The organism is Cerasicoccus frondis (genome assembly GCA_031296915.1).
Taxonomy (GTDB): Bacteria; Verrucomicrobiota; Verrucomicrobiia; order Opitutales; family Cerasicoccaceae; genus Cerasicoccus; species Cerasicoccus frondis.
This window is the reverse complement of the sequence record JAVDPC010000008.1, coordinates 1-24,003: the sequence shown is the minus strand read 5'-3', so window position 1 is coordinate 24,003 and position 24,003 is coordinate 1. Positions and strand designations below refer to the sequence as shown.

General features: G+C 52.5%; 15 protein-coding genes. 5 read left to right on the top strand and 10 right to left on the bottom strand.

Annotation, left to right across the window (positions count from 1 at the left end; translation table 11 throughout):
- Positions 1 to 72 precede the first annotated feature (72 nt).
- Entirely contained in the window at positions 73 to 1,230 is a 1,158-nt protein-coding gene (locus tag RBB63_RS08430; RefSeq protein WP_309383071.1) for a glycoside hydrolase family 172 protein, read from the bottom strand.
- Positions 1,231 to 1,341: 111 nt separating this feature from the next.
- Positions 1,342 to 2,382, bottom strand: a complete 1,041-nt coding sequence (locus RBB63_RS08425; RefSeq protein WP_309383069.1) for a LacI family DNA-binding transcriptional regulator — start codon at positions 2,380 to 2,382, stop codon at positions 1,342 to 1,344.
- 203 nt (positions 2,383 to 2,585) lie between these two features.
- Between RBB63_RS08425 and RBB63_RS08420 the strand changes: the two genes are divergently transcribed.
- Positions 2,586 to 4,910 carry a GH36-type glycosyl hydrolase domain-containing protein gene (locus RBB63_RS08420; RefSeq protein WP_309383067.1) on the top strand — a complete coding sequence of 775 codons (2,325 nt, stop codon included), beginning with the start codon at positions 2,586 to 2,588 and terminating at the stop codon, positions 4,908 to 4,910.
- 48 nt (positions 4,911 to 4,958) lie between these two features.
- A complete protein-coding gene (locus RBB63_RS08415; protein WP_309383065.1) occupies positions 4,959 to 7,160 on the top strand; it encodes an alpha-L-rhamnosidase-related protein in 2,202 nt (733 codons plus the stop codon).
- Positions 7,161 to 7,249: 89 nt separating this feature from the next.
- Here RBB63_RS08415 and RBB63_RS08410 read toward each other — a convergent pair whose 3' ends face one another.
- The 7 genes from RBB63_RS08410 to RBB63_RS08380 form a co-directional block, all read right to left on the bottom strand.
- The gene (locus RBB63_RS08410) at positions 7,250 to 10,267 is read right to left on the bottom strand and encodes a hypothetical protein (RefSeq protein WP_309383063.1); all 3,018 of its coding nucleotides are present in this window, start codon (positions 10,265 to 10,267) and stop codon (positions 7,250 to 7,252) included.
- Between the two features lie 163 nt (positions 10,268 to 10,430).
- Positions 10,431 to 12,590 (bottom strand): alpha-amylase family protein, encoded by a 2,160-nt coding sequence (locus RBB63_RS08405; protein WP_309383061.1) that lies wholly within the window; start codon positions 12,588 to 12,590, stop codon positions 10,431 to 10,433.
- Between the two features lie 628 nt (positions 12,591 to 13,218).
- Positions 13,219 to 14,559, bottom strand: a complete 1,341-nt coding sequence (locus tag RBB63_RS08400; protein WP_309383059.1) for a sulfatase family protein — start codon at positions 14,557 to 14,559, stop codon at positions 13,219 to 13,221.
- 142 nt (positions 14,560 to 14,701) lie between these two features.
- Positions 14,702 to 15,628 carry a LamG-like jellyroll fold domain-containing protein gene (locus tag RBB63_RS08395; protein ID WP_309383057.1) on the bottom strand — a complete coding sequence of 309 codons (927 nt, stop codon included), beginning with the start codon at positions 15,626 to 15,628 and terminating at the stop codon, positions 14,702 to 14,704.
- Between the two features lie 2 nt (positions 15,629 to 15,630).
- The gene (locus tag RBB63_RS08390) at positions 15,631 to 18,105 is read right to left on the bottom strand and encodes a carbohydrate binding domain-containing protein (RefSeq protein ID WP_309383055.1); all 2,475 of its coding nucleotides are present in this window, start codon (positions 18,103 to 18,105) and stop codon (positions 15,631 to 15,633) included.
- Between the two features lie 73 nt (positions 18,106 to 18,178).
- Positions 18,179 to 18,934 (bottom strand): type II secretion system protein, encoded by a 756-nt coding sequence (locus RBB63_RS08385; RefSeq protein ID WP_309383053.1) that lies wholly within the window; start codon positions 18,932 to 18,934, stop codon positions 18,179 to 18,181.
- A 13-nt stretch (positions 18,935 to 18,947) separates the two neighbouring features.
- Complete coding sequence (locus RBB63_RS08380; protein ID WP_309383051.1) at positions 18,948 to 19,652, bottom strand: LamG-like jellyroll fold domain-containing protein; 705 nt, start codon at positions 19,650 to 19,652, stop codon at positions 18,948 to 18,950.
- A gap of 251 nt (positions 19,653 to 19,903) precedes the next feature.
- On the opposite strand from RBB63_RS08380, the gene RBB63_RS08375 reads away from it, so the two are divergent.
- The 3 genes from RBB63_RS08375 (at position 19,904) to RBB63_RS08365 (ending at position 23,826) form a co-directional block, all read left to right on the top strand.
- Positions 19,904 to 20,962: a LacI family DNA-binding transcriptional regulator gene (locus RBB63_RS08375; protein ID WP_309383049.1), complete on the top strand. Its 1,059-nt coding sequence runs from the start codon at positions 19,904 to 19,906 to the stop codon at positions 20,960 to 20,962.
- A gap of 165 nt (positions 20,963 to 21,127) precedes the next feature.
- Positions 21,128 to 22,330, top strand: coding sequence for a Gfo/Idh/MocA family protein (locus RBB63_RS08370; protein ID WP_309383047.1), 1,203 nt, complete (start codon positions 21,128 to 21,130; stop codon positions 22,328 to 22,330).
- A 53-nt stretch (positions 22,331 to 22,383) separates the two neighbouring features.
- The gene (locus RBB63_RS08365; RefSeq protein WP_309383045.1) at positions 22,384 to 23,826 is read left to right on the top strand and encodes an MFS transporter; all 1,443 of its coding nucleotides are present in this window, start codon (positions 22,384 to 22,386) and stop codon (positions 23,824 to 23,826) included.
- Here the strand turns inward: RBB63_RS08365 and RBB63_RS08360 are convergent.
- A partial coding sequence (locus RBB63_RS08360; RefSeq protein ID WP_309383044.1) for a hypothetical protein occupies positions 23,823 to 24,003 on the bottom strand: 181 nt, incomplete at its 5' end. The genes RBB63_RS08365 and RBB63_RS08360 overlap by 4 nt on opposite strands.

The window sequence follows — 24,003 nt, the reverse complement described above, 5'->3', positions numbered from 1 at the left end:
CGTTATACTATCAAGATTTATTGCTTCAACAAAAAAATTACTGATTCCGAACTTTTACCGGAGACTAACGACTCAAATAATTTCAAGCCCATCACGGCTCGGCAGCACAGGAAACGGTGCAGTCGGCAGCGTCTGATACCAAAAGGCCACGGAGGCCAAATCGTCCTGAAGCGGATGATAACGCCCCTCACTGCGCCAACCTAGCGCCTGAACCGTAACAGCGATTCGCTCCTTGAAGCGAATCGGGTCCGGGACATGCCAGCGATAAAGACTGAAGCGCATCTGAGACTCATACAGGCCATCCGGTCGCACGACATGCGGCATGCCCGCATATGGCGTCGAAAACTCCTGGTAACGCTTCTTAGCCTTGTCTTCGAAATTATAGGACCCGCAAAAATAATCCTCTGTGCCCGTGCCACAGATCGTCGGAAAACAATCGCCGCCATGTTCACCCACGGAATCCGCCACACTACGCCCAGTCGGCAAGTCGTCGTCGAGGTAAAACTTCACTTCCCCCTCTCCCCACCAGCCACCGCTGTTGACACCCCATGCCATATAGGTCCCGACATAGTGACCACGCCCCTCGACGCCATCCAGAATCGTGTAGACCTTACCCTCGGGCACTGGATTCACCCGACGAAATTGCGTATGCAGGTATGCCGCATCTTCCGGGACAGGCTGGAGACTGTAGTTGACTTGGTAAAACAGCGTCAACGCGTTGCGGGGATCGCGATTTTCCAGAGTCATCCGGAAGCGCCCGCGAAACGGCATCGGCCAATAGCAGTTAAACGCACAGCCCGGATTCAAGCAAACCATCTGAGAATTCAATGGCGCAAACAGATCGTTGCGCGTATAGGCAGATGCAAAGAAGTCACCCAAGGGACATTCAATCGAAGGAGTTGTTTGGTCGTCGTAATAGACGCGCAGAATCAAATCACGATAACGCACGTGAGCAGTCGTCATCCAGATCGATTGCACACAGCCTGGGCCCTCAATGTTCGCAACCGTGAAAGTCTCGCCCGGGCCCACCTGCTGATTAGGGCGCACCTTCCACCCGCGCCCCAATTCACGCGAACAATGGCCCTCCAGCGCTGGATCACCACTTTTCGGCAATTCCGCACGACCGCCGCCACGACGAGCGCCATCTGGATTTTCTGACGTAATGCTTCGGCTCTCAGCATTTGAGAGCAGCGCTAAATTTTCCAAAGAATTATATAAACCGTGATCCATCGACTAGAAATACGAGATAAGTTAATTAAGATAACGTTATAGCAATTGAGCAACAAAACATCAGTAGACAAGAAAAAAATCTGCTGCGGCGACCTCAATGCAGCCCAACAACTATTTCAACCTTATCGGCCCCATTGAATTGCGGAGGATAAACTCTGATCGTATTGAGTTCAATCGAACGGGCGCATCAAAATCACGAATACGATCTTCCAAAATCTCAAAAATCTTCTGCGCCATCTGCACACGGTCAACACGTACGGTGGAAAGCTCAGATGGCTCAGCCGCCTGAATGTCATCACTGCCCAAAATTGACAAATCGCCCGGGACACTGACCCCCATCCGCTTCGCTTCAGTCATCAGAGAAATAGCCGTCTGGTCATTATACGCAACAATAGCAGTTGGTTGCGCTCCAGCTTCACGCCACTGCTGGAATGCCCGCTCACCAGCGGACTCAGCAGACACCCCCAACACGGAACCATTCTCATCATAGCTCATACCAAGTTCCCGCAGGACCTTGATGACTTCCGCATGCTTACCAACTGGCTCTGCCCCCATCGGCGCCATGCCCACATACGCAACCCGCTCATGGCCCACATCTCGCAGATAACCAAGGGCTTTCTGCAGGCTTGGATTGTAATTCACACCGAGGCTATCAAACTCATCGCCATAACTCTTATAAATGAAAAGCACCGGGTAACGCCAAGACTTCAACTTCCGATAGACATCAAGGTTCTCGAGATTGGAAACTGGATTGACCACGAGTGCATCCGCCTCTCCAGCCGAGAGCTGTAGTATGAGATTTCGCTCTCTCTCGGGAGAATGATGCGTCAAAGCCAGGATGGAAGAATACCCTTCCTCGGCAGTGACCAAATCCAACTGCTCGTACAACTCCGAGTAGTTCGCATTCGCGAGATTAGGCAGGATCATTCCAAGCCGTTTGGTATAACCACGCTTAAAGTTTCGGGCCGAAGGATTCGGATGGTAGCCAATCTCCTTAGCGGCTTTCATGATTTTTTCCCGAGTCGCATCACTGATGCCGCCCTGCCCATTAAACGCTCTCGATATAGCGCCCTGAGAAAAACCTGTCAGCTTGGCAACCTGCAGGATAGTCGGGCGCCCCGACTTGGACTTGGCTGTTTTTTTCTTGGGCATGTGTAAAACGTTACCGATTTTTTATAGGATAAGCCAATAAAGAAAATACGCCCCACAAAAGATCAACAGCCCCAACTATCCGCAACTGATGCGTAATCCGCCAACCGAGATTTTCCACCAGCACAAGCACGGAGAGTGACAATCATAAATTCCACAGCGTTTTTTCGTTGTTAAAACGTTATAGTTATATAGAGTTTTGCGCAATGAATCATTTAATCGCTCCCGAGCCAGTAAGTACTAAACCCTTATCAACAATCCCCACACCACCCTGGGGTGAATTTGACCTGAAATCGAATGAATTCATTCTAAAAACACCGTTTGCGCCTCGTCCATGGAAAAACATCCTCTGGAACAAGACCTTTAATACTCAGCCAACACAGGCCACCGGCGGCATCAGTTATAAGCGCTATAACGATGGACGAATAGTGCTCTTAAATTGGTCTGGCGCCCAATATATCTACCTCAAGAATCTGCATACCGGCGCGCTGTTCTCCCCCACCTTCTCCCCGATTGGAGACAAGTCATTTGAGAGCTACCAATACCGAATTGGACTGAACTACAGCACCACCGCCATGCAGCAGCATGGCCTCTGCATTCGCATCAAGCAGACAGTCGACGAAACGCTTCCCCAGACCTATTTCGAGCTCGAAATCGAAAACCTGACCGACCAGCCTAGCACGTGGAGCGTCGTCTTCCTGACCGAGTTAAATTTAAAACAAGGCGGCGCCAAGTTCAGCTCGACGGATCGCTACGTACACCAAACATGCTTGAACGGACGACGCCTCATTATTGAAAACACCAGTGCTGAAGACCGCTCATATGCGGCATTCCTTGAGTGCGACAAACCCTTCAACGGCCATGCATTCAACTCCACCGACTTCACCGGCGTCTATGGTTCCCTAGCCCGGCCTGAAGCACTACTTGAAGGCTGGCCGGAGACTCTGACTCCCATCGAGCAGCCCGTTCTGTCAGGTTATGTCGACTGCGAACTGGCCGCCAATGGCAAAGAATCCCTCCTCATCACGCTTGGTTTGCCACACTCCCCCGGTGTCGATCTCACGACGCATCCAGAATCCACAACGCAATATATTCACCGTAACGAGCAGAGCCAGCAGAAGGCACTGAGGAAGCTCTATAGCCAAGTCGAAGTCAAGACGCCCGACGCGAGTTTCGACTTATACATCAACACCTGGATCAAGCACCAGCTCAACTACTGCGCCCAGTGGAACCGCGGTTGGGGCAAGGGCTTCCGCGACAGCAATCAGGATGCCTGGGCCTGCACGTTGCTCTACCCCCAGCGCTCGCGCCAAATGATCCTCGACTGCCTGCCTTATCAATTTAGCGACGGGCGCACCGTACGCAGTTGGGGGCCCGTTGACCGGGACGCCTACAACGATGGCGGTGTGTGGCTGATCTTCTCAACCTACGCCTACCTGGCCGAGACCGGTGATCTATCCACCCTCGATTACGTCGCCCCGTTCTTCGAATCAGAAGAGAGGGGAACGCTGTATGAGCACCTTTGCCGCGGCGTCAATTACCTATGGGAATCTCGTGGCGAACACGGCCTTTGCCTCATGCCCTATGGCGACTGGAATGACCGCCTGACCGGCATTGGCAAGGGCGGCAAGGGCCAAAGCGTTTGGACCACGATGGCGCTTATCGGCGCTCTGCGCAAGATGGTCGAAATCGCCAACCACTATAACCAACCCGGGGACGTCCAAACCTTCACCGACCGCATTGATGAGCTGGTAACCATCGTTCGCAAAACCGCTTGGAACGGCCAATGGTATTCCCGCGCGATCACCGACGATGGCGAGCTCGTCGGCGCCCCCGAATGCCAGGAAGGCAGCATTTACCTGCTCCCACAAGCATGGAGCATCATCTCCGGCATCGCCACGGACGAGCAACAAAGCGAGCTCATTGAGGCCGTAGAAAAGCACCTGAAAACCGTTCACGGATTCCGCCTACTCACGCCGCCCTACCAGAAGTTTAATCCCAGCATCGGCCTCCTCAGCGCCACGCAACCTGGGCGCCTTGAGAACGGCGGCAACTACTGCCATGGCACCATGTTCATGACGTATGCGCTCTGCCTGGCCGGTCAGCGTGCTCGCGCCTTGGAGGCGCTCGAAAGCATCTTCCCGATCAACCCGCTCAACCCTCCCGCGACCTCCCGCCAAGAGCCCTATTCGTTAACGAACTCCTACTGCGCACCGGAGTCCGGCGGCATTTCAGGCCGTTCGCATTTCTCATGGCGTTCGGGCACGGCAGGCTGGGCTTTCCGTTCCGCAATTGAGGGCATCATGGGCGTCGTCGCCACTATGAACGGCCTCGAAGTGGCGAGTGAGCTACCGGTGGACACCTGGGATCACGCCAGCCTGAAGCGGACGATTCGCGGCAAGACTTTATTCATCGAATGGCAGCGCACTGGAACACCCTCGCGCACGCTCAACGGAAAACCCATCACATCGGAGCCGCTACAACCAGACGAATGGACCGAGACCGAGAACACGCTGCAGATCACGTTCTAAACCAACCGCATTCATCGCAGAAAGCGACGCTCCCTTTTCAATAAGCCAATGAAACACGCGCTTCATCATCTTCCCCTGCCCGCAACTGCCAATTGGTGCTGGGCCGAAAAAGAACACCCAAACCAGACCATTCTCTTTCGCACTGAGATTCAAAACCTCAGCGAATTCGAATCCCTAGCGCTACACATCGCGGCGCAGACGCGCTACTATCTTTGGGCCAACGGGAAATACATCGGCCAAGGCCCTTGCCCGACTCCGTGGCCGGACAATACTGTCGATGGTCACGCAGTCCAAGCGCACAGCGATGGCCGACTAACGCTCGCAGTCATCGTATATCATTACGGCGTTCCCACGCAGAGCCATCCGTTTGCCCCGCCCGCCTTATGGACTCGCCTGATCGGAGAACGCGCGGGCCAATGGCAAGCCATCGACATCGCCCCTGATCAATGGCGCTACCTCGCACAAGGCGGTTGGCAGCACACCAAGCTGCGACGCACGTGGGCTACGTCATGGATGGAGCAGTTTGACGCTTCGCAGCACCCAACCGGCTGGGAGCAACCTGACTTCGACGATACCGCGTGGCAGAGCGCCATTTCTGTCGAGCGCCCCGATACCACGCTCACACCGCGTATGACGCCCGCTCTACGTGAGTCCTCAGCACCGGCACAAAAGCTGATTGCCGCCGCAAAGGTATCCGTCGATGCACCAATCGCTGAAGAGGGCGAAGGTCAACTTTCCAAGCTGCTCGACGAAGAGCCATGGGAGTTAATTCCACATGCAGACCTACAGGCGCAGTGGGATAAAGGCACCAGCATAACCGCGAGCCCGGAGCAAGGAGGGCTGGCCCTACTCTTCGATTTGGGCGAGGAAATGGTCGGCCAAACGGAGTTTACCATCGAAGCCGCCAGCGGCATCGTCGACCACTATGGCGCAGAGCTGCTTCGCGATGACCGCCCTTGGTGTTTCCGCAGTAACGCCGAATACGCGACACGGTTTTTCGCATCGGAGAATTGCAGTGAGTTTCGCACGCTCAACTACAATGGCTTCCGCTATTTGTTGATCGTGTTGCGCCCTGACAAGGAGCCGATGCACCTGAAATCATTCGGCGTTTGGCGACGTGAGTCAGACATTCAACCAGCCGTCAATTTTCAGTCTGACGACCCCAAGCTGCAACGCCTGTGGGATGTCAGCCTGCGCACGATCCAAGTTTCGACGCAGGACACATCTGTAGACTGCCCGACGCGCGAGCAGGCCCTGTTCATTGCCGATGGTTTGTGGAATGCACTCTGGCTAACCAAGCTCTACAACGAGCCCAGCTTCTTCGAGCACCTCCTCGACGTCGCGGGCAAAACCCAGTGCGACAACGGGCTCATGCCGTCCGCGGTTTTCTCAAGCCTCAACCCACCGCATTTTCTGCTCGATTTCTGCCTGATCTACGTCTGGTCGGTGGACGTATTTCGCCGCGCGCAGCCAGACCGCCTGGATGTCGTCCGCAAGGCGCTGCCGATCTTTGAGAAGACGCTGATGTGGTATCAAAACGAGATGGCGGAGTCCGGCATTGTCGAAGCCGATCCGGTTGCTATCGAAAATTACGACGGCGGTCGTTTTCAAATCACCTTCATCGACCACCCAGGCCTGTGGCATCCATTCTCCCATCCCGGCTTTGAGCGTTCGCGGAGTCAACTGGGGCTGAATGCGTTTCTCGCGATTGCGCTGGATGCATTTTACGCGTCGGCCGCAGCGGTCGACTACAAGCACAGCCTGGACACCAACATCCTCGACAGCGATCGCTTGCGCGGCCGTTGCTACGACCTGTTTTTCAATCCGGAAACGGAGTATTTTGCCGACTGCCTGCACGACGAAAATCACACGCTCGTCGGCTGGAGCGCGCAGTCGCAAATCCTCGCGATCCTGTCTGGCATCGTTAGCGGAGATGCCGCACGCGGGTTGATGCAACGCCTCATCCGTGACCGCAAGGATCCCGGCATTTGCCAGTGCACACCGTATTTCTGGGTTTACTTCGCCGAGGCGCTCATGGTCACTGGCTTCGAAAATCAGGTCATGCCGCTCATTCAGGACGCCTGGTCCGGTATGAGCGACGACCCGGCCACTACCACCTGGTGGGAAACCTTTGAAGGCAGCCCTCAAGATACACGCTGCCACCCCTGGGCCGCTCTACCCGCCTGGTTCCTGACACCCGAGGGCTACAACTTCCGCCTATGCGGCGAGAGCCTGCCAGCCCAGCATTAATTCCAGCAACATTTCCAAAAATAAAAGAGGCTCAGTCGAATCGACTGAGCCTCTGCTTTTTCAATACTAACACTTAAATCCAGCGGCCATCACTCGACGGTTCCGACCAGCTCCGTGTCTTCGAATACCGCGGTCGCCAGTGAAGTCGTGTTACCACTCGCAGCACCAAAACCCAAGTAAACCGTGCTCGGCAGCGCTTCGGTGGTCGAGTTAACCAGCGTCCAACTGACACCGTCGGTGGAGTAGTAGCTGTTGAACACGTTACCCACGCGCTCCAGCCGCAGCCAGTCCTTTGTCGCCGCCCAGGGGCTGCGCACTTCGGTCGGCTTTTGACCGGTAGTCGAACGGTTAAACTGCGACACCGCGGCCAAGGTTCCACCGACCGAAGTCGACACAAACGGCACGTCGTCGTCCAGAGATTCACGCGCCATCAGGAAGGCCGTCGAGCCGGAAGTCGCCGGCGTCAAACTGTCAACGCGAGTGGAGAAATCAAAGTCTCCGGTCGCCGACATGTAGCCGTAGTGGAAGGTATCCCAAGCGCGCCAAGTCGCAATCACGCCACTGCCCTCAACAACGAATTGCCCCTCATTTTCGGCAAAGCTGCCGGCCGGGCTTCCACTGGCGCCAACTTCGACATTAGTGAATTGCGGCTCCAGTTGAGTGTCAAACTCCGGGCCATCCTGCGGCGGCAACGAGTCATTCGTAAACAAGGCGACCTCGTTGAAGTTTGCCGATTGCGAGTGCTTGGTAATGCGCACATAGCGCGTCTCCCGCATGATCGCGATGGGTATCCAGACGTTGTATTCCGTCAGCCCATCCGTGGTGAGCGATTCCCAGTTACCCGGTTCGCCAACGGAGATTTCCACCGTGCCGGAGTTGCTCGAATCATACAAGTAGGCATAGGTCACGGGCGTCACCTGACCGAGGTCGATGTAAACGCTATTCGGCCAAGTGACCGATGAACCCCAGCCCGGATTCCAACTCGTCGTTGGTGAACCGCCGGTTCCCATTTCTGCGCCAACCGCAGTTGCCTGCTCGTCGGCGATAAGCGTGGCGTCACCGAAGCCATCTTCATTGACCACGTTAGCGGTGGTGAGCGGGATCAACTGATCCGGACCGAGTCCCATTTCGGGATCATCCAGCATGACCAATACTGGCGTTTCGGATACATCGATCGTCACGGCGTCATTGCTAATAGTCAGCGCGGTCTCGATGCCGGAAGTAGAGCTATCTGCAAACTCAACCAGTGTTGCCGTCGTGGCCAAGCCATCCAAATCCAGCGAGTAGTTTCTGACCGTTTTATCCTCGCTCGTCGGGCACCAAACGGCAATCGCACGCACATCGCCCATCGCATCGGCGAAGCGGTAGATCATAACATCAGACTGACCGGAGTCCTGCTCACTTTCGAAGTAGAGATTCGTCAGGCGGCGCTTCAGTGTGTATGTGTAGAACCAGGAAAGCTTGGGCACAAACAGGTTGTTCGCATCCCGTTCGAGCAAGCCGGATGTCGCATATTTGCTGGCCAACGGAAGGCTCGTGGCGTCACGCGTCATGTAGAGATGCGCGCGGTCAATGCCCGCCGCAGACAAGGCCAGGAAGGAACGGAGAATCCACGCTGCCTGCACTTCATAGCTGTCCATCGAGCCAATCGCTGGCGCACGCTGCACCGACTCATGGTAAGTATCGTAGCCAAACTCGCTGAGCCAGATTTCGACACCCGGCAGATAGCGATTCCGGTATTCGGTGAATACTTCCAAGCGCTCGCGCAGACCATCGGCCTCGGGGCTGACGCCGATTGTCGACTCACCCTGCCCGCCGTTGTCGTTGCAATAATGGTGGAAGTTAATCGCATCGAACGGGAAGTCTCCATTGCGGCTTACGTCACACCACTGCTTGATGGTTTTCAGGTAATCCAGGTCCAACAAAGCGGTTCCACTCATGGCGAATTTCATGTTTGGATCGGCAGTATGAATGCCCACGCCGGCACCAAGAGTGCCCAAGTGACCATCGATGTCTGCGCTGGCCATGGCCGCATATTCCTTGGCGGAAAAGTAGCCTTCGCGACCACGCCACCACTTGTCTTGCTCGTTCCAGCTTTCCATCCAGCGAACCGTGCCAGCACCGGTAATCGCGGGCTCCGACGAATGCAAAGTCAGCGTTGCCGGGTCCACCGCCACACTGCCATAGCGCGCTGCAAACTGATACAGGAACCGGGCGTGCTCGACATAAGAAGCCGGGTCCAGCGCATCGCGATTTTCACTCGGCGGCATCGGCTTGTGGTCAGAATCACCACCTTCGACAATCCAAGGCACGCTACCCTTAATGTCGGCTACCGTGCTAATGCCCGATAGGCGGATGTTGCGATAAAAACGGTCGAAATTCCAATTGCCCGTGTAGGATTTGTTGAACTTCAATTCGTCGCCATCGTAGGCCGGATCCAGCGTATTGCTGTCGTTCCAATACCAGTTATGATATTCACGCAGCGAACCCACGGCCTGCAAGCGACCCATCGGATCGTTGTGAAAACCATTCACCGCAATCAGACGATCCATCGACGGCGGGATGTGGCCAACCTCGGCCGGCTCGGGCTGATATGGCTCCAGGCGCGAGCCGTAGACCATCATCTCTTCCGGCGCATAGTTGACCTCGTGGTTCGTAATCCGCAAATAGCGTGATTGCACATCCACGTTTTCAATGACCCAGTCCATATAGACGGGCTGCGTGTAGGACCACAGCATCGTCCAATTACCGGGCTCACCGTACTCGACTTCAATCAGGGTTTGGCCACCGCCATCCCAACTGGCAATCGCATCGATCTGGCACAAGCTGCCGAGGTCTACAATCGCCGAGATCGGATAAAACCAAGTCTTGTTGGTATAGCTCGTGGTCCACTCACTCACCGGCTGAGTGCCGGTTCCATTGATTGGATCGCCGACGGAGTCTTGTTCATCAAAAAGCCGCCATGGCTCGCCAAGCGATTGTTCGCAATAAATGCGGTTTAGATCGATATCGATCTTGGTTTGCGCAGACAGCGAAATCGCCGCCAACGCGCCGACCGCCATAAGGCGCAGCCAGCTATTTGGGGTTATATCACAGTATTCTTTCATGGTGTTGTAGGGTTGTTTGAGATAAGCAGAAAACGCTGATGTGATACCTTCGGCACAAGGCCTCGATCACTCCAAGCGCTCCGCCTGAATGCTCCCGAACCAAGCCGCGGGCCGTAGCCAGAACCAAAGCCGCAACAGAATCAGTCCGGGAGCATTCATAAAGTCAGCGCTCGATTAGGTAGCCCAGCAGGCCACCTTCGAAAGTAGAGTCATTCGATTTCAAGACCAGCGAGCCTTCCTCCATGGCCGGGCTCAACGCCTCGTCGACATCGACGCCATCGCGCTCAAATTTGCCGGTGAGCGTTGTCGGGGCCGCAGATGCGATGGACAAGCAACCATCGCCAATCGGAATACACGCCAGCTTGCGCGATTCGCGTATGGGTAAGTCATCCTGGGAGACGAGGATCCAGTTGCCGGTCCACACGATGCCCGCAATCGCCTCATCGGTGTAGCCTTCAGATTCCTTGCGCAGAGCCAGTGCCGTTAAACGATCGCCATCGCCAAAGTTTTCCAGCCGCCCCCAGCAGCGGGGCGTCGGGTCCTGAATCAAGTCGCCCAAATGCGTATCGAGCCATAGCGGCTTCCAGCCCACCGTTCTTCGGAACCAATAGGCCAGCGCACGACGGGGTCGAAAATACGAACGCGGAACCTCGGCGCCATTGTCATGGAAATACGGCAGAATACCGCCCGGCGCGCCCATGATCGCGGAGTTCATGACGACATCTCGCTCCGCCGCCCAGTGATAGCCACTGGAGCCGTTTAGCGCAATGCCGCCGCGACCAATAATACTCGTCCAGACACACCATTGGCCATGCCCATGCGACTCACGACCGGCAGAGTCTCCCAGATCGTCCAATGCGATCATTTGCGACAGCTCGCCCATCCGCGGATGCAGCCCGTAGCAGAGAATATTAATATCAGGGCGAATCCGGCGCGCCTCTTTGGCAATGATGCGCACCAGCTCAATCCCCAACTGCTCACCGCGGTATTTGGGATCACGCGGAACGGCGACATCCGGCCCGGGCAAACCATAATAAAAATCCAGCTTCAACAGCGACGCCGGATAATTGCCCAGCACCTTGCGCGTGCGCTCAATGAGGAAACGGCGGGTGTTCTCCGAGCTCGGATCGAGCGCATAATGCCGGGGCGCATCGCTGTATGGATTGAACGACCAAGAGCACTGGCGCGGCTCACCATCGGTGCCGCAAAGCAGGTCCTCTTTGCCGAGTCCAAACTCCTCTGGACGGTCAAGCCAGCCTACCGATTGCCAAAGCCCGACCTTCATGCCCAACTGCTGCGTTTTTTCGATGGCCTCATCGAAGTCAGGAAATTTCTCGTAGTCCGTGTCCCCGCTGGAACTCATCGTCTCCCAAGGGTCATCATAGACGAGCACGTCGACGCCAAAGGATTGCTTGATGCGCCTGGGCGTGTCCTTCAGATCGAAGATGCCCTCCTTGAAATCGCCCCAAGTATTCCACATCGAAATCTGGTGCTCCGAGTGCCGCGTCAGAGCCGCCTCCGGATAGTAAAAATGATGGTAGGCGTCGATTGCATGCTTCGACCAAGTCAGCTGCAAATAGTCCGACCAAGTCCGCACCGGCTCATCGATGGCACCCCACAAATCCTCACGATAGTGATACTCCAGGCAGCCACAGAAGGACGCAGACTTAAAGCACATCGCGCCGTCGGGCGGGGTTAGATTCCCCATTACCAGCCAGCCATTATCGTCACCCATCCCGCAGGCCAAAATGGGCCTCGGGAAAGCCGCACCGTAAGGCGTCCCCATCGACGGCCCGTAATTCCCCAAAGCAATGCGACTGTGCCCCAGATCCCACAGCCGCACAAAGCTTTGAATGGGTCCCGTCTTCGCGCAGGGAATACAAACTCCTGTCGCCTGCCAATCTGGCCAGAATGGCTTCTCCAAATTCGGCGCCATGCGGCGCTCATCGGGCCCCATTTCACTTGCCCCGATATACATCGAAATAATCGCGCAGGGAGCTGACTTCCAACGAAGCTTAAGGTCGCTCAGATTTACGCGATCACCCGTAAATTCATACGACATGGAACCACTGGCCAGCCCATCGAAGTCCAGCTCAATTACTCCGGCATCATGGCTCTCACCCTCCTCAAGTGACACCGCGCGCGCTTTCACAAAGCGCTTCTGAGCACTTGGATCCACCAGCCACAACCCCGGTAGCAGCGAACCCGCCCAGAGCGGCTTGATCGCACCAGCGGGCGTGAGACTGGCCTTGTCGTGATGCAAATCCCAGCGCAGCTCAAAGCCGTTGTGACTCCAGCTAAAATCAAATAAATCGTTATACATATATAGGATATCTGAGTCGTAATTTGAAAAAAGCAAAACCCATTCTATAAACTCATATACACGATGCACGAACCCCACTTGGTTTAGACCAAATTTAAGTAAACAAGCTATACCTTAGGGAATAAGTAGTTATTACGCGACTGATTGAGCTATCATTCGAGGGGTAGGTAATGACATTAACAATTGAGGTATTATAGAACTAAGAATGCTATAACGTTTTACAAAATACCAAGCAACAAAAATAATTCGTAAAACAGAAACCATCCCCAGCCTACTTCAAATAGCCAAGATTAGATCGACATCGCATGGGTCTTCATTGGTGCGTTCCGGCAGCGACTTTTCCACTTCCGCTAGAAGGCCAGGGACTCACCGTGTGAGCACGCATCCACTTCCTCGACGATGGTCTTGTTGTTAAAGCCCTCATACATCCGCATCAGCTCACGAGTACGAAGCGACTAGCCATTGGCACATTACCGCGACGAAGAAAAACATCAAGCTCCTCTGCCTTTAGCTCAATCTTAGATACATTGCGCCCACGAGTTTCCATAATAAGCAGCATGGCAGAGGGCGCAGAAAATGTACTGTTTACTCTGTAAATAACCTCACTGACTCCATATTAGCGCAAATTTCAATCAGCAGGCGAGTATGCATCAAACGCAGTCACAATCTTATCGGACAAATCTATCGCGCCATGCAGCAATGGGTCATTCGTATCTCGCATCCATTTATCAACACGGGCGCGCAGCTCATTCAGCGTGCTTTCGCAGCAGCTTTCCGTAGCGAGATTTGTCGACTCCATTGGATCCAATATCAAGTCATAGAGCTCTTCCGCAAATGGAGCATTAGTATGCCAATCGGACTGAAATAGATAATCCTTACTTGGACTATTATCGCAATTAGCTAGTATGAGATGGTCACGGGGTTCAAAGTGCCGGATATACTTCCAACGATGCGTCCTAACGGATCTCATTGGTTCGTAGGCAGCATGCACATTGACCTCCGCGAATATCTGAGAGTGAAGCGTTGCGTCTTGCTCTGTAGTCAACAGCTGCAACGGCTCCCCGGAAACATATGCGGGACACTTCAAATCGAGCGCTTGGCATATAGTCGGAAAAATATCCAAATGCGTGACCATGGAATCTGAGCATTTTCCTGAGTCAAACCCGCCAGGCCCTCTCAAGATTAACATGACCCCAATCCCATGGTCGGTCAGGCGACACTTCATTCCCGGGAAAGGTATTCCATGGTCGGTTGTTGCGATGATCAATGTATTCTGCGCCAACCCATTACGATCTATCGCATCAATGACTTTACCCAAATGTGCGTCAAAAGTCTGTGCGCTTGCCATAAAATTGGCAAAATCCTGGCGTGTAACATCCGTGTCCGGAATGTTAGCTGGTGGACGTACATAGGCAGGATTCGGAGCCTCAAATTCCTTAGGAAATGAGCCGTCTTCCATTCGGTGGGGAGGGAAGAAACCGACATCTAGAAAAAATGGCCTGTCATGCCTGCGCGCTAGAAAATCTGCCGCCGCCTGACTAACGCCTTCGGAGCCTGTTGAATAGATCCGCTGTGGACCACTCGCGCCATCCTCAATGGCTTGGTCGAGAAACTCATCATACCCCAGTTCGCTCAAGGAAACGTATTTCGAGTGAGCAATATGCTGTATGCCACTGAGCGCGGTCTTCCAGCCATGCTGACGAAGAAAATTTGGCAGAGTGCGCTGATAGTCATTCAATCGGAACCCACGGTGAGCCAAGCCCAACATACCATTCTCGTGCGCGTATTGACCAGTTAGCAGACAGGCGCGGCTGGGTGAACAAGTTGGGTTCGCGCAGAAAGCTTGCCGGAAAAGCATTCCAGACTCCGCTAATGACTGAAGGTTCGGCGTTATTACATCATAACCATAAGGTTGGATATATCTACCGACATCATGAGCGTGGAGGTAAACGATGTTCAGTTTATTCATTCTTAGATTCCGACTAACATCTTGCTAGCGCCATGATTTAATAGATGGCAATCAATACCCCATGAGTCCCCCCCCATGGAGCATGATTCCCCGCTTTCAACTGGACGAGCAAAGATGCCGCATCGCAGCGCCAAATAACTCACTATACCAATTTCCTGCGGCGAACGGTAATTAAAACAACCGCCATAGAACCAACGATCAGCGCGTAGGTGGATGGCTCAGGAATGATATCAGATGAGCGGACAGCCTCTAACGCGCTTAAGCCAAGTGCGCCCGAAGCATCCGAGTCTCCCCATACTCTGTAGTTATCAAGCATGCCATCAAATGGGCGCTGATTGCCGCTAAAATTTGAATTGGCAATAGTCATGTTCGAATGATTCAGCGATACGGTGCTGGAAGACAGAGTCGTGCTTACTATTAGCGCCACTTCGCTTTCATCTGTGCCGCCATAAAGGGCGGCTTCCCCGGTAACTCCATTGTAGGTAAAAGCAAAGAAATTCCAGGTATCTGTGGTGAACAATGAGGCATCACTACTTGTAAATTGTTCTGTTCCAGAGGCCAGTGTAACATTCAGAAGAATATCAGTATCCGTAAACCATACCCCCACACTGCCAACTTCTATTAAGCGAGCGAAATTACCCGGGGTGCTGGAGCTGTAATACCATCCCGAGACCGTGAAGGACGTCTGTCCATCAAGTGCAGAAGCGCCTCCACTATTAGCTGCCATACCACCGTAACCAGCATTGGCGCCGTTCGCTGCTCCACTGCCGCCCATTTGCGTGGAACCGGAATTATCAAAAGCATAATCGCCAGCGATGCCAGAAACACCGCTACCTGAAACGCCACGCAGGTCGGCCGACTGGCGTGAGGTGCTGCCCGTTGTTACATAGTTTGTGAAAGCAGCGGTTCCACCAGCCGTTCCGGTTGCCACAGTATTGGCGCCGTTTGCAGCATCATTAAACGAGTATTCATAGAGTAGCGTTTGGCCACTTAAGCTACAGAATGCTGATGCCAAAATCAGGGAAGAGTATGTTATAGACTTCATATTTGTTATGGGTATTGAGTGCATGTTTAGGGTGAAGTGATTGCGGAAATTTTCTGCGAGTGATTACGTTGCCATTGGAATATCGAAGGGACGCTCGGCTTCGGACGCGGGATACTGGAGATTCCTAAAGTTGGAATCGCCAAAATCTCGTTTCCTTCGACATGCTCGAATTGTCCCAAAGGAGAACTAAATCCGGCAATATCCTTGATGGGGCCATATATGATATTGTCGTAAATTTCGATTCCCGTGCAATTTGCCTCTCCAACCCAAATCGCCGGACTCTTGCCTTGAGGTAAAATAAAAGTGTTGTGCGCAATGATATGATCGAAGCTCATTTCCTTTATATACAATGCACGGTTACCAAGCAGGTTGAATCGATTATAAAGCACCATCCAAGCTTCGTTGCCGCCCAACATAACTATCCCATTTTTGGGGGCGCTCACATCGTTGTAGTAAACTACATTTCGCGGTCCTTGTGGCCCATGCGCAGCATCACTTGGCCCAGTCGCGTAAAAGGCATTGCCATATGTGCCGTCCCCGATGTTCTCAGGGGTCTGCTCAATTCGATTGTTTTCAAAAAGATTTTCGTGAGTCCACCCGGCATGCCATTGCGCATCGCTTCCAATGAAATGGCCATTCCTCACGACGTTGCCGGATGCGCCCCACTGAAGGTTTGGCGCGTGCCTCATGGTGTAAGTCGTGACTGAATCCATTAAGCAATCGAAAGACTTTTCAAACCCTACATATCCTGAGCCACCGCCACCGCGAAAGATTGCTCCGTCGGCTATGCTATTTCGTATTTCGCAAAACTTTGAATTTGTCAGATAGAGTGGATTACGCCCCGAGTTCACCACCTTCACGTTCTTGATCCAGCCATTCCAGGCATAATTGAAAGTCACTCCATTCGCCCAGAGATCCTCCATTGCATACCACTTGCTAGCTTGATCCCTCTCCCCAGAAGTATCAGGGCTAAAAATCTTTTGCTCCAACACCAAGTCTTCCACCCCGAAACGATCAACGACGCCAATGCGCTGCACGTAGGAACCATCCTCCAGCGGAAACTCTATGCGAAAGGCTTGGTTGACCGTCACAACATCACCATCAATTTCCGTGATTTCAAACTGATTACTTCGAAACACTCCCCACGGACAACGGTTCCCAGTGATCTGATTCCAACGCTCTGTAGCTGGCGCAAGAATCATTATACGATCACCGACTTCAAGTCCATGGTTCGCTCCAAGGCTTAATTGATTGCTGCCGCGAAGTGCGCTACGGGCAAGCGAAACCTTAGGCCCAATGGGGCCACGGCCAACCGCAATGATTGCACCATATTGACCGACAGCTAGATTACCTGGCTGATCCTCTGGTGTTGCCGTGATTGAGAAATCCTGAGAAAAGCAATCCCCATTCGCATACTCAATTTCTGCAGTCACGACATGCGTGCCTGGCCCAACAGTATCCAAGATTGATCGCCCAGTCAGACGCATGCTAAACCGATTCCCCCAATGTGCCGCGCGTTGGCGTTCGAACAGCGAAACATCACCGCTACGAGCGCTGATCCTTACCAAATTCTTGGGATTGGTTTGTATCTCAAAACTGCTATTCGGCCCTAAGATTCCAGATGGCGACCAGTTACGCGAACGCATCTCTCCATATGGAATATGCTCCTGATATAACAGTCTGGTTTCGCCATCTGCATTCCCCCTTAGGACCACGCCTGAATGCTGAATAACAATTGGACTCTCAAGTGAAAACACACCAGCTGGTAGTTCAACTGCGCCACCACCTGTCTTCGCAGCGATCTCTAACGCCTCGTTGATCAATGGCCCGATATCCCCTGACTCTGAGCCTTCAAAAAATTCCGGTCCAACCACCGTTGGGAGATGCGGTATGCCACCAGCAATTCCAGCCATCCGCCAATCTGGGTAAACCAAACCATCGGGCCCAACTACATCTGCGACAGTTAAATCTGAGGCGCCCGCCTCCAGTTTATAAGTCCCCACCCAAGGAGGAGTGGGCGCCTCTGGCTCGTAGGCCACTAAAGTAAAGTCGTCGATGTCAAAAACCACATCGCGATCCTGAGCATAGCTGTGAATCCATGCATCGACCGCAACAGCGCCTTCTGGCGGATAGGCTTTGACGCTCTGTTTGCGCCACTGCCGACTCCCAACAATTGCTCTTAGGTCCGCACCGCGATTTAACTGTTCGCCGGCTTCATCAAAGAATCGTATATACACGGCGGCCCTGCTTTTCTCAACTGCTCGAGCCATAAAACGAACCTCATAGACAAGCCCGGGATCAACTGGAAAACGTGGCGTAGAAATGGAAGAGCCATGAATCTCAGATTCATCAGTAACCCGCAGTCCCGAGGCCCCACGATGTGCGGCGTCAGCAAGGACCACACTCATAGTTTCATCTTCATCCAGCACCCATTCGCAAAGTCCAGATTCGAAGCCATCTTGGAACAATGCATTTGGCTCCACCCCAAATGCAGTTTCCATGCTGGCCAGGACTCCTAGAATCAAAAGAAGCCGAAGCGAAAGCGATCTAGCAGAATAGGTATTCATTCACGTTTTACTGCTTAACCGGATCAACATCCCGAGACACAAATTCGACATGCCCATCTAGATATAATCTCAAGCGTCCATTTTCATAAACTGGCTTTTCCGGCAGACGACTAAACCATCCGGAGGCAGATAGCTGTGCGGTGCCGAATCCTGACCAATCGCTGGGGATTGCTTGATCTGCGTTCGTAATGAGCCAAACATCCTGACCAAGCTGATCAATTCGCGAAAGCCTCCAACCGGTCGTCGCCTCTGCGCTCGCAGATTCTTGAGCGCCAAAAACCCGACCACGTGGTATAGGCAGCAAAAAGTTTTGTATATAATAAGGCGGAGGATTATCCGGGTCATCAACATCCTCTGAAGCAACTGGACAAATAAGTGAAGGGATGAAAGTTCGTCCGCTTATTGTGTAGGCTGAGGCATTATCAAGATAGGGCGCAATGGACGCCTGCATGGTGCGCTCTTGAGGATACTCATTCCGGTAGAAGGGATAGAGGCCCAAATTGCTGGGTCCGGGCAAAACTCCATCATTGTTATACGCAAACATGCTCACCGCAGCGCCTACTTGTCGCAGGTCAGAAATCCCCTGACTTTTCTTTGCGCTCGACCTCACTTGCCCAACAGCAACTAGAAGAATCGAGCCCAATATCGCAACAACTGCGATAGCAGCCAACAGCTCTACGAGCGTAAAGGCTCTCCGTTTCTGCGAAATGAAGCTCCTCGAAAAACAAGCACTAGCTGAGTCGGATTCTAAATCGATTCTCATTTTCAAATCCTCCTTATTTTAAATCGCTTCGACGCACTTCCTCTAACTCACTCAGAGTTAAAACTGCCGAACTCCCCTCTTGAGTCACCCAAAGACGAACGTGATCGATTAAACCATCAAAGGGTCGGTCGCGCTTACTAAGATTTCCAATATAAATTGGCTGAAGCGCTTGTTCATTGGAAACACATCCCGAAGACATGCTTGCATTACTCATTAATGCCACCGGTTGGTTCTCTAACCCCGCATAGAAATTAACATTTTGCTCTTCCTGATCGCCATCATAGGTAACGGCAAAGAAGACCCATTCCCCACTTACTTGAAAAGCAGGATCACGACAAAGAACGTTATCTCCATTTACAGCGATAACCAATCCTTTCCCGTCTTTACTGTCGAAATAGCTCGATACACGGGCGCTGGTGAAGAGCCGGGCGAAGTTTCCCGGCGTTTCACCTGAGTCCGCCTTAAACCACCCTTGCAAAGTGAAAGAACAAGCGCCCGCAAGCAACTCGGATCCCTTCAACACCTTCAGGACGCCACCGCGGTTCGGCGTCTTATTCGTCCCTCCCATACCTGTAGAAGCAGCATTATCAAATGCCGTATACGCATTAGCGACTCCTGCGGCTCTTAAATCATTTGGATGGCCTTCCGCATCAACCATTATCTGGACGGGCCCATTGCTTGCATCTAAAGCCATTTCAAAAGCCAAACATTCACTCATTGGCTGCTTAGCGTTAGCTGTAGAAATGGTGATGCCTAGGGCCGCGAATATAAATAAAAGGCGACAGAGTTTGATGTCACAGGGGATTCTCATTTCATGGGGCGGGGGTTAAATTAGCTGATGCTCGAACAGTGCTCCATGATCTTTCTATTCGCAAGGGGATTGATTTTTAAATCGTTAAATTTTAACATTGATCGACTGACAGCAGCCATCAAACTCTCAACAATACAATCTCTCCCGGATCGCTCTCCATGCCCAACAACCCTCCCGACTCCACAAAAATCCGACGTCAGTCTAACGTTACCTTGAAAGATATTGCGCAGGAGGCAGGAGTCACCACTGCCTTGGTTTCCATGGCGCTGCGCAACTCACCCAAGGTCGCAGCAAAAACACGGGATAGAATACAAGCACTATCAGTAAAAATGGGCTACCAGTCCAATCCCATGGTGCGCACGCTAATGTCCCAGGTCAGACAACAGCGGAAAATTTCGTACCGGGAAACGATCGGTTTTATCACCAATCTGGAAAGCGCGACTTGCTGGCATGAGGGAGGAGTCTATGTGGAATACTTTTATGGGGCTCAAAAGCGCGCCCACGAGCTGGGCTACGAACTGGAGCACTTCTGGATGGGCGAGTACCGTCCCAACTACAATCGACTGGCCAACATACTTCGAAACCGTGGCATTCAGGGTTTGCTCATCCCTCCACTTCCGGAAGAAGACCATCACTTTGATATGGATCTGAAAGGTTTTTCGGCAGTTGCATTTGGCTACTCCTTAGAGCACCCGGGCATTTATCGCTTCTGCAACAATCACGTCCAAACGATTCAAACCGCCATAGATAAGCTGATCGAATTGGGCTACAAGCATATCGGTATATGTTTAAGCAAACTGGAAATCCAACAAGTTAACCACCTGTGGTGGGCAGGGCTTTCAATTTCTCGATACCGCCACCCCAAAATTAAATTCTCGATATACAGCGATACGACTTTAACTAAACCCAAATTCCAGAAGTGGTTTAAGAAAGCAAAGCCAGAAGTGGTCATCGGATTAAGGAAGCATGTTCATGCCTGGCTTAAGGAAACCGATAAAAACATCCCCGACGACGTCGGCTTTTTACATCTGGATTGCGTCCGATCCAACCACATTAGTGGCATGTTTCAAAATACCGAGCAACTGGGAGAGGCAGCTATTGAGTATTTATGCAGCCTGCTGGAAGGGCGGATGTCCGCCTCAGATAGCCAATCGAAAATAACACTGATCAATAGTGTTTTTCATGAAGGCGACACGCTTCAAAAGCGCTCATCGTAACGATAGCGCGAGAAATATTTAACGAATTAAACTTCAAGGTCATTGCGCGAGTGCGCCGGTCTGGTAGCAACAACTCAAACCACACTAGGCGCCCGATTCTCCAGTGAAGATTGTGATCTCCATGATCACGGGTGCTCGAGTTGTAGCCACCCATTAATCTGAAAAATGACGCAAAAAACTCCTCTAAGCGTATTACTCGTTGGCGCAGGCGGGTATGGCAGTGTCTATGTTGAAAGCCTACGATCCCTGCAAAATCAGCGCCTTGCTCGACTTTGCGCGGTGGTCGATCCGAATTTCAGTGATACAGCAGCCTGTCTTGAATTTGCAGCAGATGACGTCCTCTGCTTCCAAGACCTGGAAAGCTGCATCCAAGCGAATCCCCCGATCGACCTCGCAATCATTGCTTCTCCAATTGCATTTCATGCAGACCACACCTGCACAGCCTTGAAAGCGGGCTGGAATGTCATGTGTGAAAAACCGATCTGCTCGACGATTGCAGATGCGAAGCGAATGATCTCGGCGCGAAATGATTCAGGGATGTTCCTTGAAATTGGCTACCAATGGTCTTTCAGCGAAGCCATACAAAGCCTCAAAATCGATCTACTCGCTGGACGCCTTGGAGCTCCTCAACGTCTGTTAACACGTGTCGCGTGGCCCCGCCCCGTCTCATACTTTCAGCGGAATCATTGGGCTGGCCGTATCTTGGATGATAACGGGAGCCCAGTCTATGACAGTCCCATTAGCAACGCCACAGCACATTACTTACATAACATGCTTTTTGTTGCTGGCCCCACGTTGAATCAGTCGGCCACTCCCGTTTCCGTGCTATCCGAATGCTATCGAGCCAACGACATTGAAAATTTCGATGCGGCCTGTTGCCGAGTGCTCACTGAGGAAGGGCCAGAAATTCTTTTTTACAGCGCTCATTGTGTAAAAGAAAATGACGGACCTCATTTTCGCTTTGAATGCGAAGAAGCAACGGTGGAATATTCACAAGGCAGCGAAATCCTCGCCACCTTCAAGAATGGACGCCGAATACGGTATGGGAACCCGAATGAGTCGGCGTTCAGCAAAGTCATCCATTGCCTGAAAAGATGCCAGTCTCCGATTGGGAGTGAAGATGTCTGCGGCGCAGAAGCAGCTATGGCTCACACCCAATGTATTGAAGCCATTCAAACCACCGGCATCTGTGATTTGCCGAAAAAGCTCCTTTCAAAGAGTCACTCCGATACCGGTGATAAACTTATCTTTTTTGAGCCCCTGAATGAAGCGATAAAACAAGCTTACGATGCGGGTCTGCTATTCAGTGAATGCGACTTCTCATGGGCAATGCTCCAAGAGCCCAAAGTGCTTCAACCCCAAGGCTAAGCGAACCCCTTTGAAGGGGCCAACTTTTTGATCTATTCCATTCGTCTTTCTCAATGCGTTTTAAAAGCAAGCTATCCCTGAAGACCCACATTCCTGAGTCAGATAGAATTCCACTTAGGCAAAAAATAGCGTTCGCACTCGGCGGCAAAATGGATTATTTTGCCACTGGCGTAACGGTAAGCACGCTCTGGATGCCCTACTTCAATATTGGCTTGGGAATGAGCCCTGCCCTACTCGGACTCATCCTAATGCTTCTGCGCGCCTGGGACGCCATATCGGACCCGGTGATGGGCAACATCTCCGACAACGCCCGGACGCGCTGGGGCAGACGCCGGCCATTCATGTTTGTTGGAGCAATCCTAACGGCGGCCATTTATCCATTCTTGTGGTCACCGCCTGCCGACTGGAGCGAGATGGGAAAATTCTACTACCTCCTTGGGATCGGCGGGCTTTTCTTTACCAGCTTCACCGTTTGGTCGATGCCCTACTATGGGCTCCAGTTAGAACTCACGCCTAACTATGATGAGCGTACTCGATTAACCGCATGGATGTCATTTTTCTCCAAAGTCATGGTGCTTACTGGAGGTTGGATTATGGCTATCCTCACGGGGCCGTGGTTTGCTGACCCCGTTACCGGAGAGGCAGATTTAGTCAACGCCATGATGACCTGTCGCTGGTACATTGCAGGCATTATTTGTGCGATAGGTTTAATGCCTGCCCTTTTCGTTAAAGAGCGTTATTATAAACGAGAAGCCAGCACACAGGCAAAAGACCCCTTCTGGCAAAGCATTCGCGAAACCTTCAAATGCAAACCACTCTGGTTTCTCATCGGCTCATCTTTTTTCCTATCTCTCGGAAACGCCTCGGTATTGAGCCTTGGACAATATGTAAACATCTACCTGATCAACGATGGCAATCTCGCTGACGCCGCAATCATCGACGGATGGCGCTACACTGCGGTTGTTGTCGTAGGCATCGCATCACTGCCCGTGCTAACCTGGTTGAGTGAGAAATTTGATAAAAGGACACTGGTAATCAGCGTCCTGACCATGGCGATGATCGGGCACCTGCTTTACTACTATTGCCTCGATCCGGAGCATCCGTACATGCAGCTCATTCCAGCCGCACTCCAGGCAGGAAGCCTTTCTGCATTTTGGCTATTCCTGCCATCTATGAAGGCTGACGTCGCTGACTATGATGAAGTCGGCACGGAGAGGCGCCGTGAGGGAGCTCTAAACGCATTCTACTCCTGGTTTATCAAGGCCGCAAATACTTGTGCGATGGGTATTGGTGGTCTCGTGCTTGAAATCACCGGATTTGATGTCGCGCTGGCGCAGCAACCTACCGAAGTGCTCATGCGAATGAAATGGATCTTCCTGCTGCTCCCAGTAGCGATTTGGATATTCTCGGTGATCCTCATTCTTAAATACCCACTATCCCGGGAAAGGCTTTTGGACATCAGAACACTTTTGGAAAATCGCAGAGGCAAACTTTAGACTCTTCCTGCGTCGCTTACGCTTAGCCGCAAATAGCCAATATAATCATCAACGAAAGGACATCCTAAAACGATTTCAGAAGTCGGACATGACACACTCCCTAGGGAGTGTTTTCCAATTAAAACTGTTGATGGAACGAGTAAAAATGAATGCAGCGCAAGGCGGCTTGAACGAAGC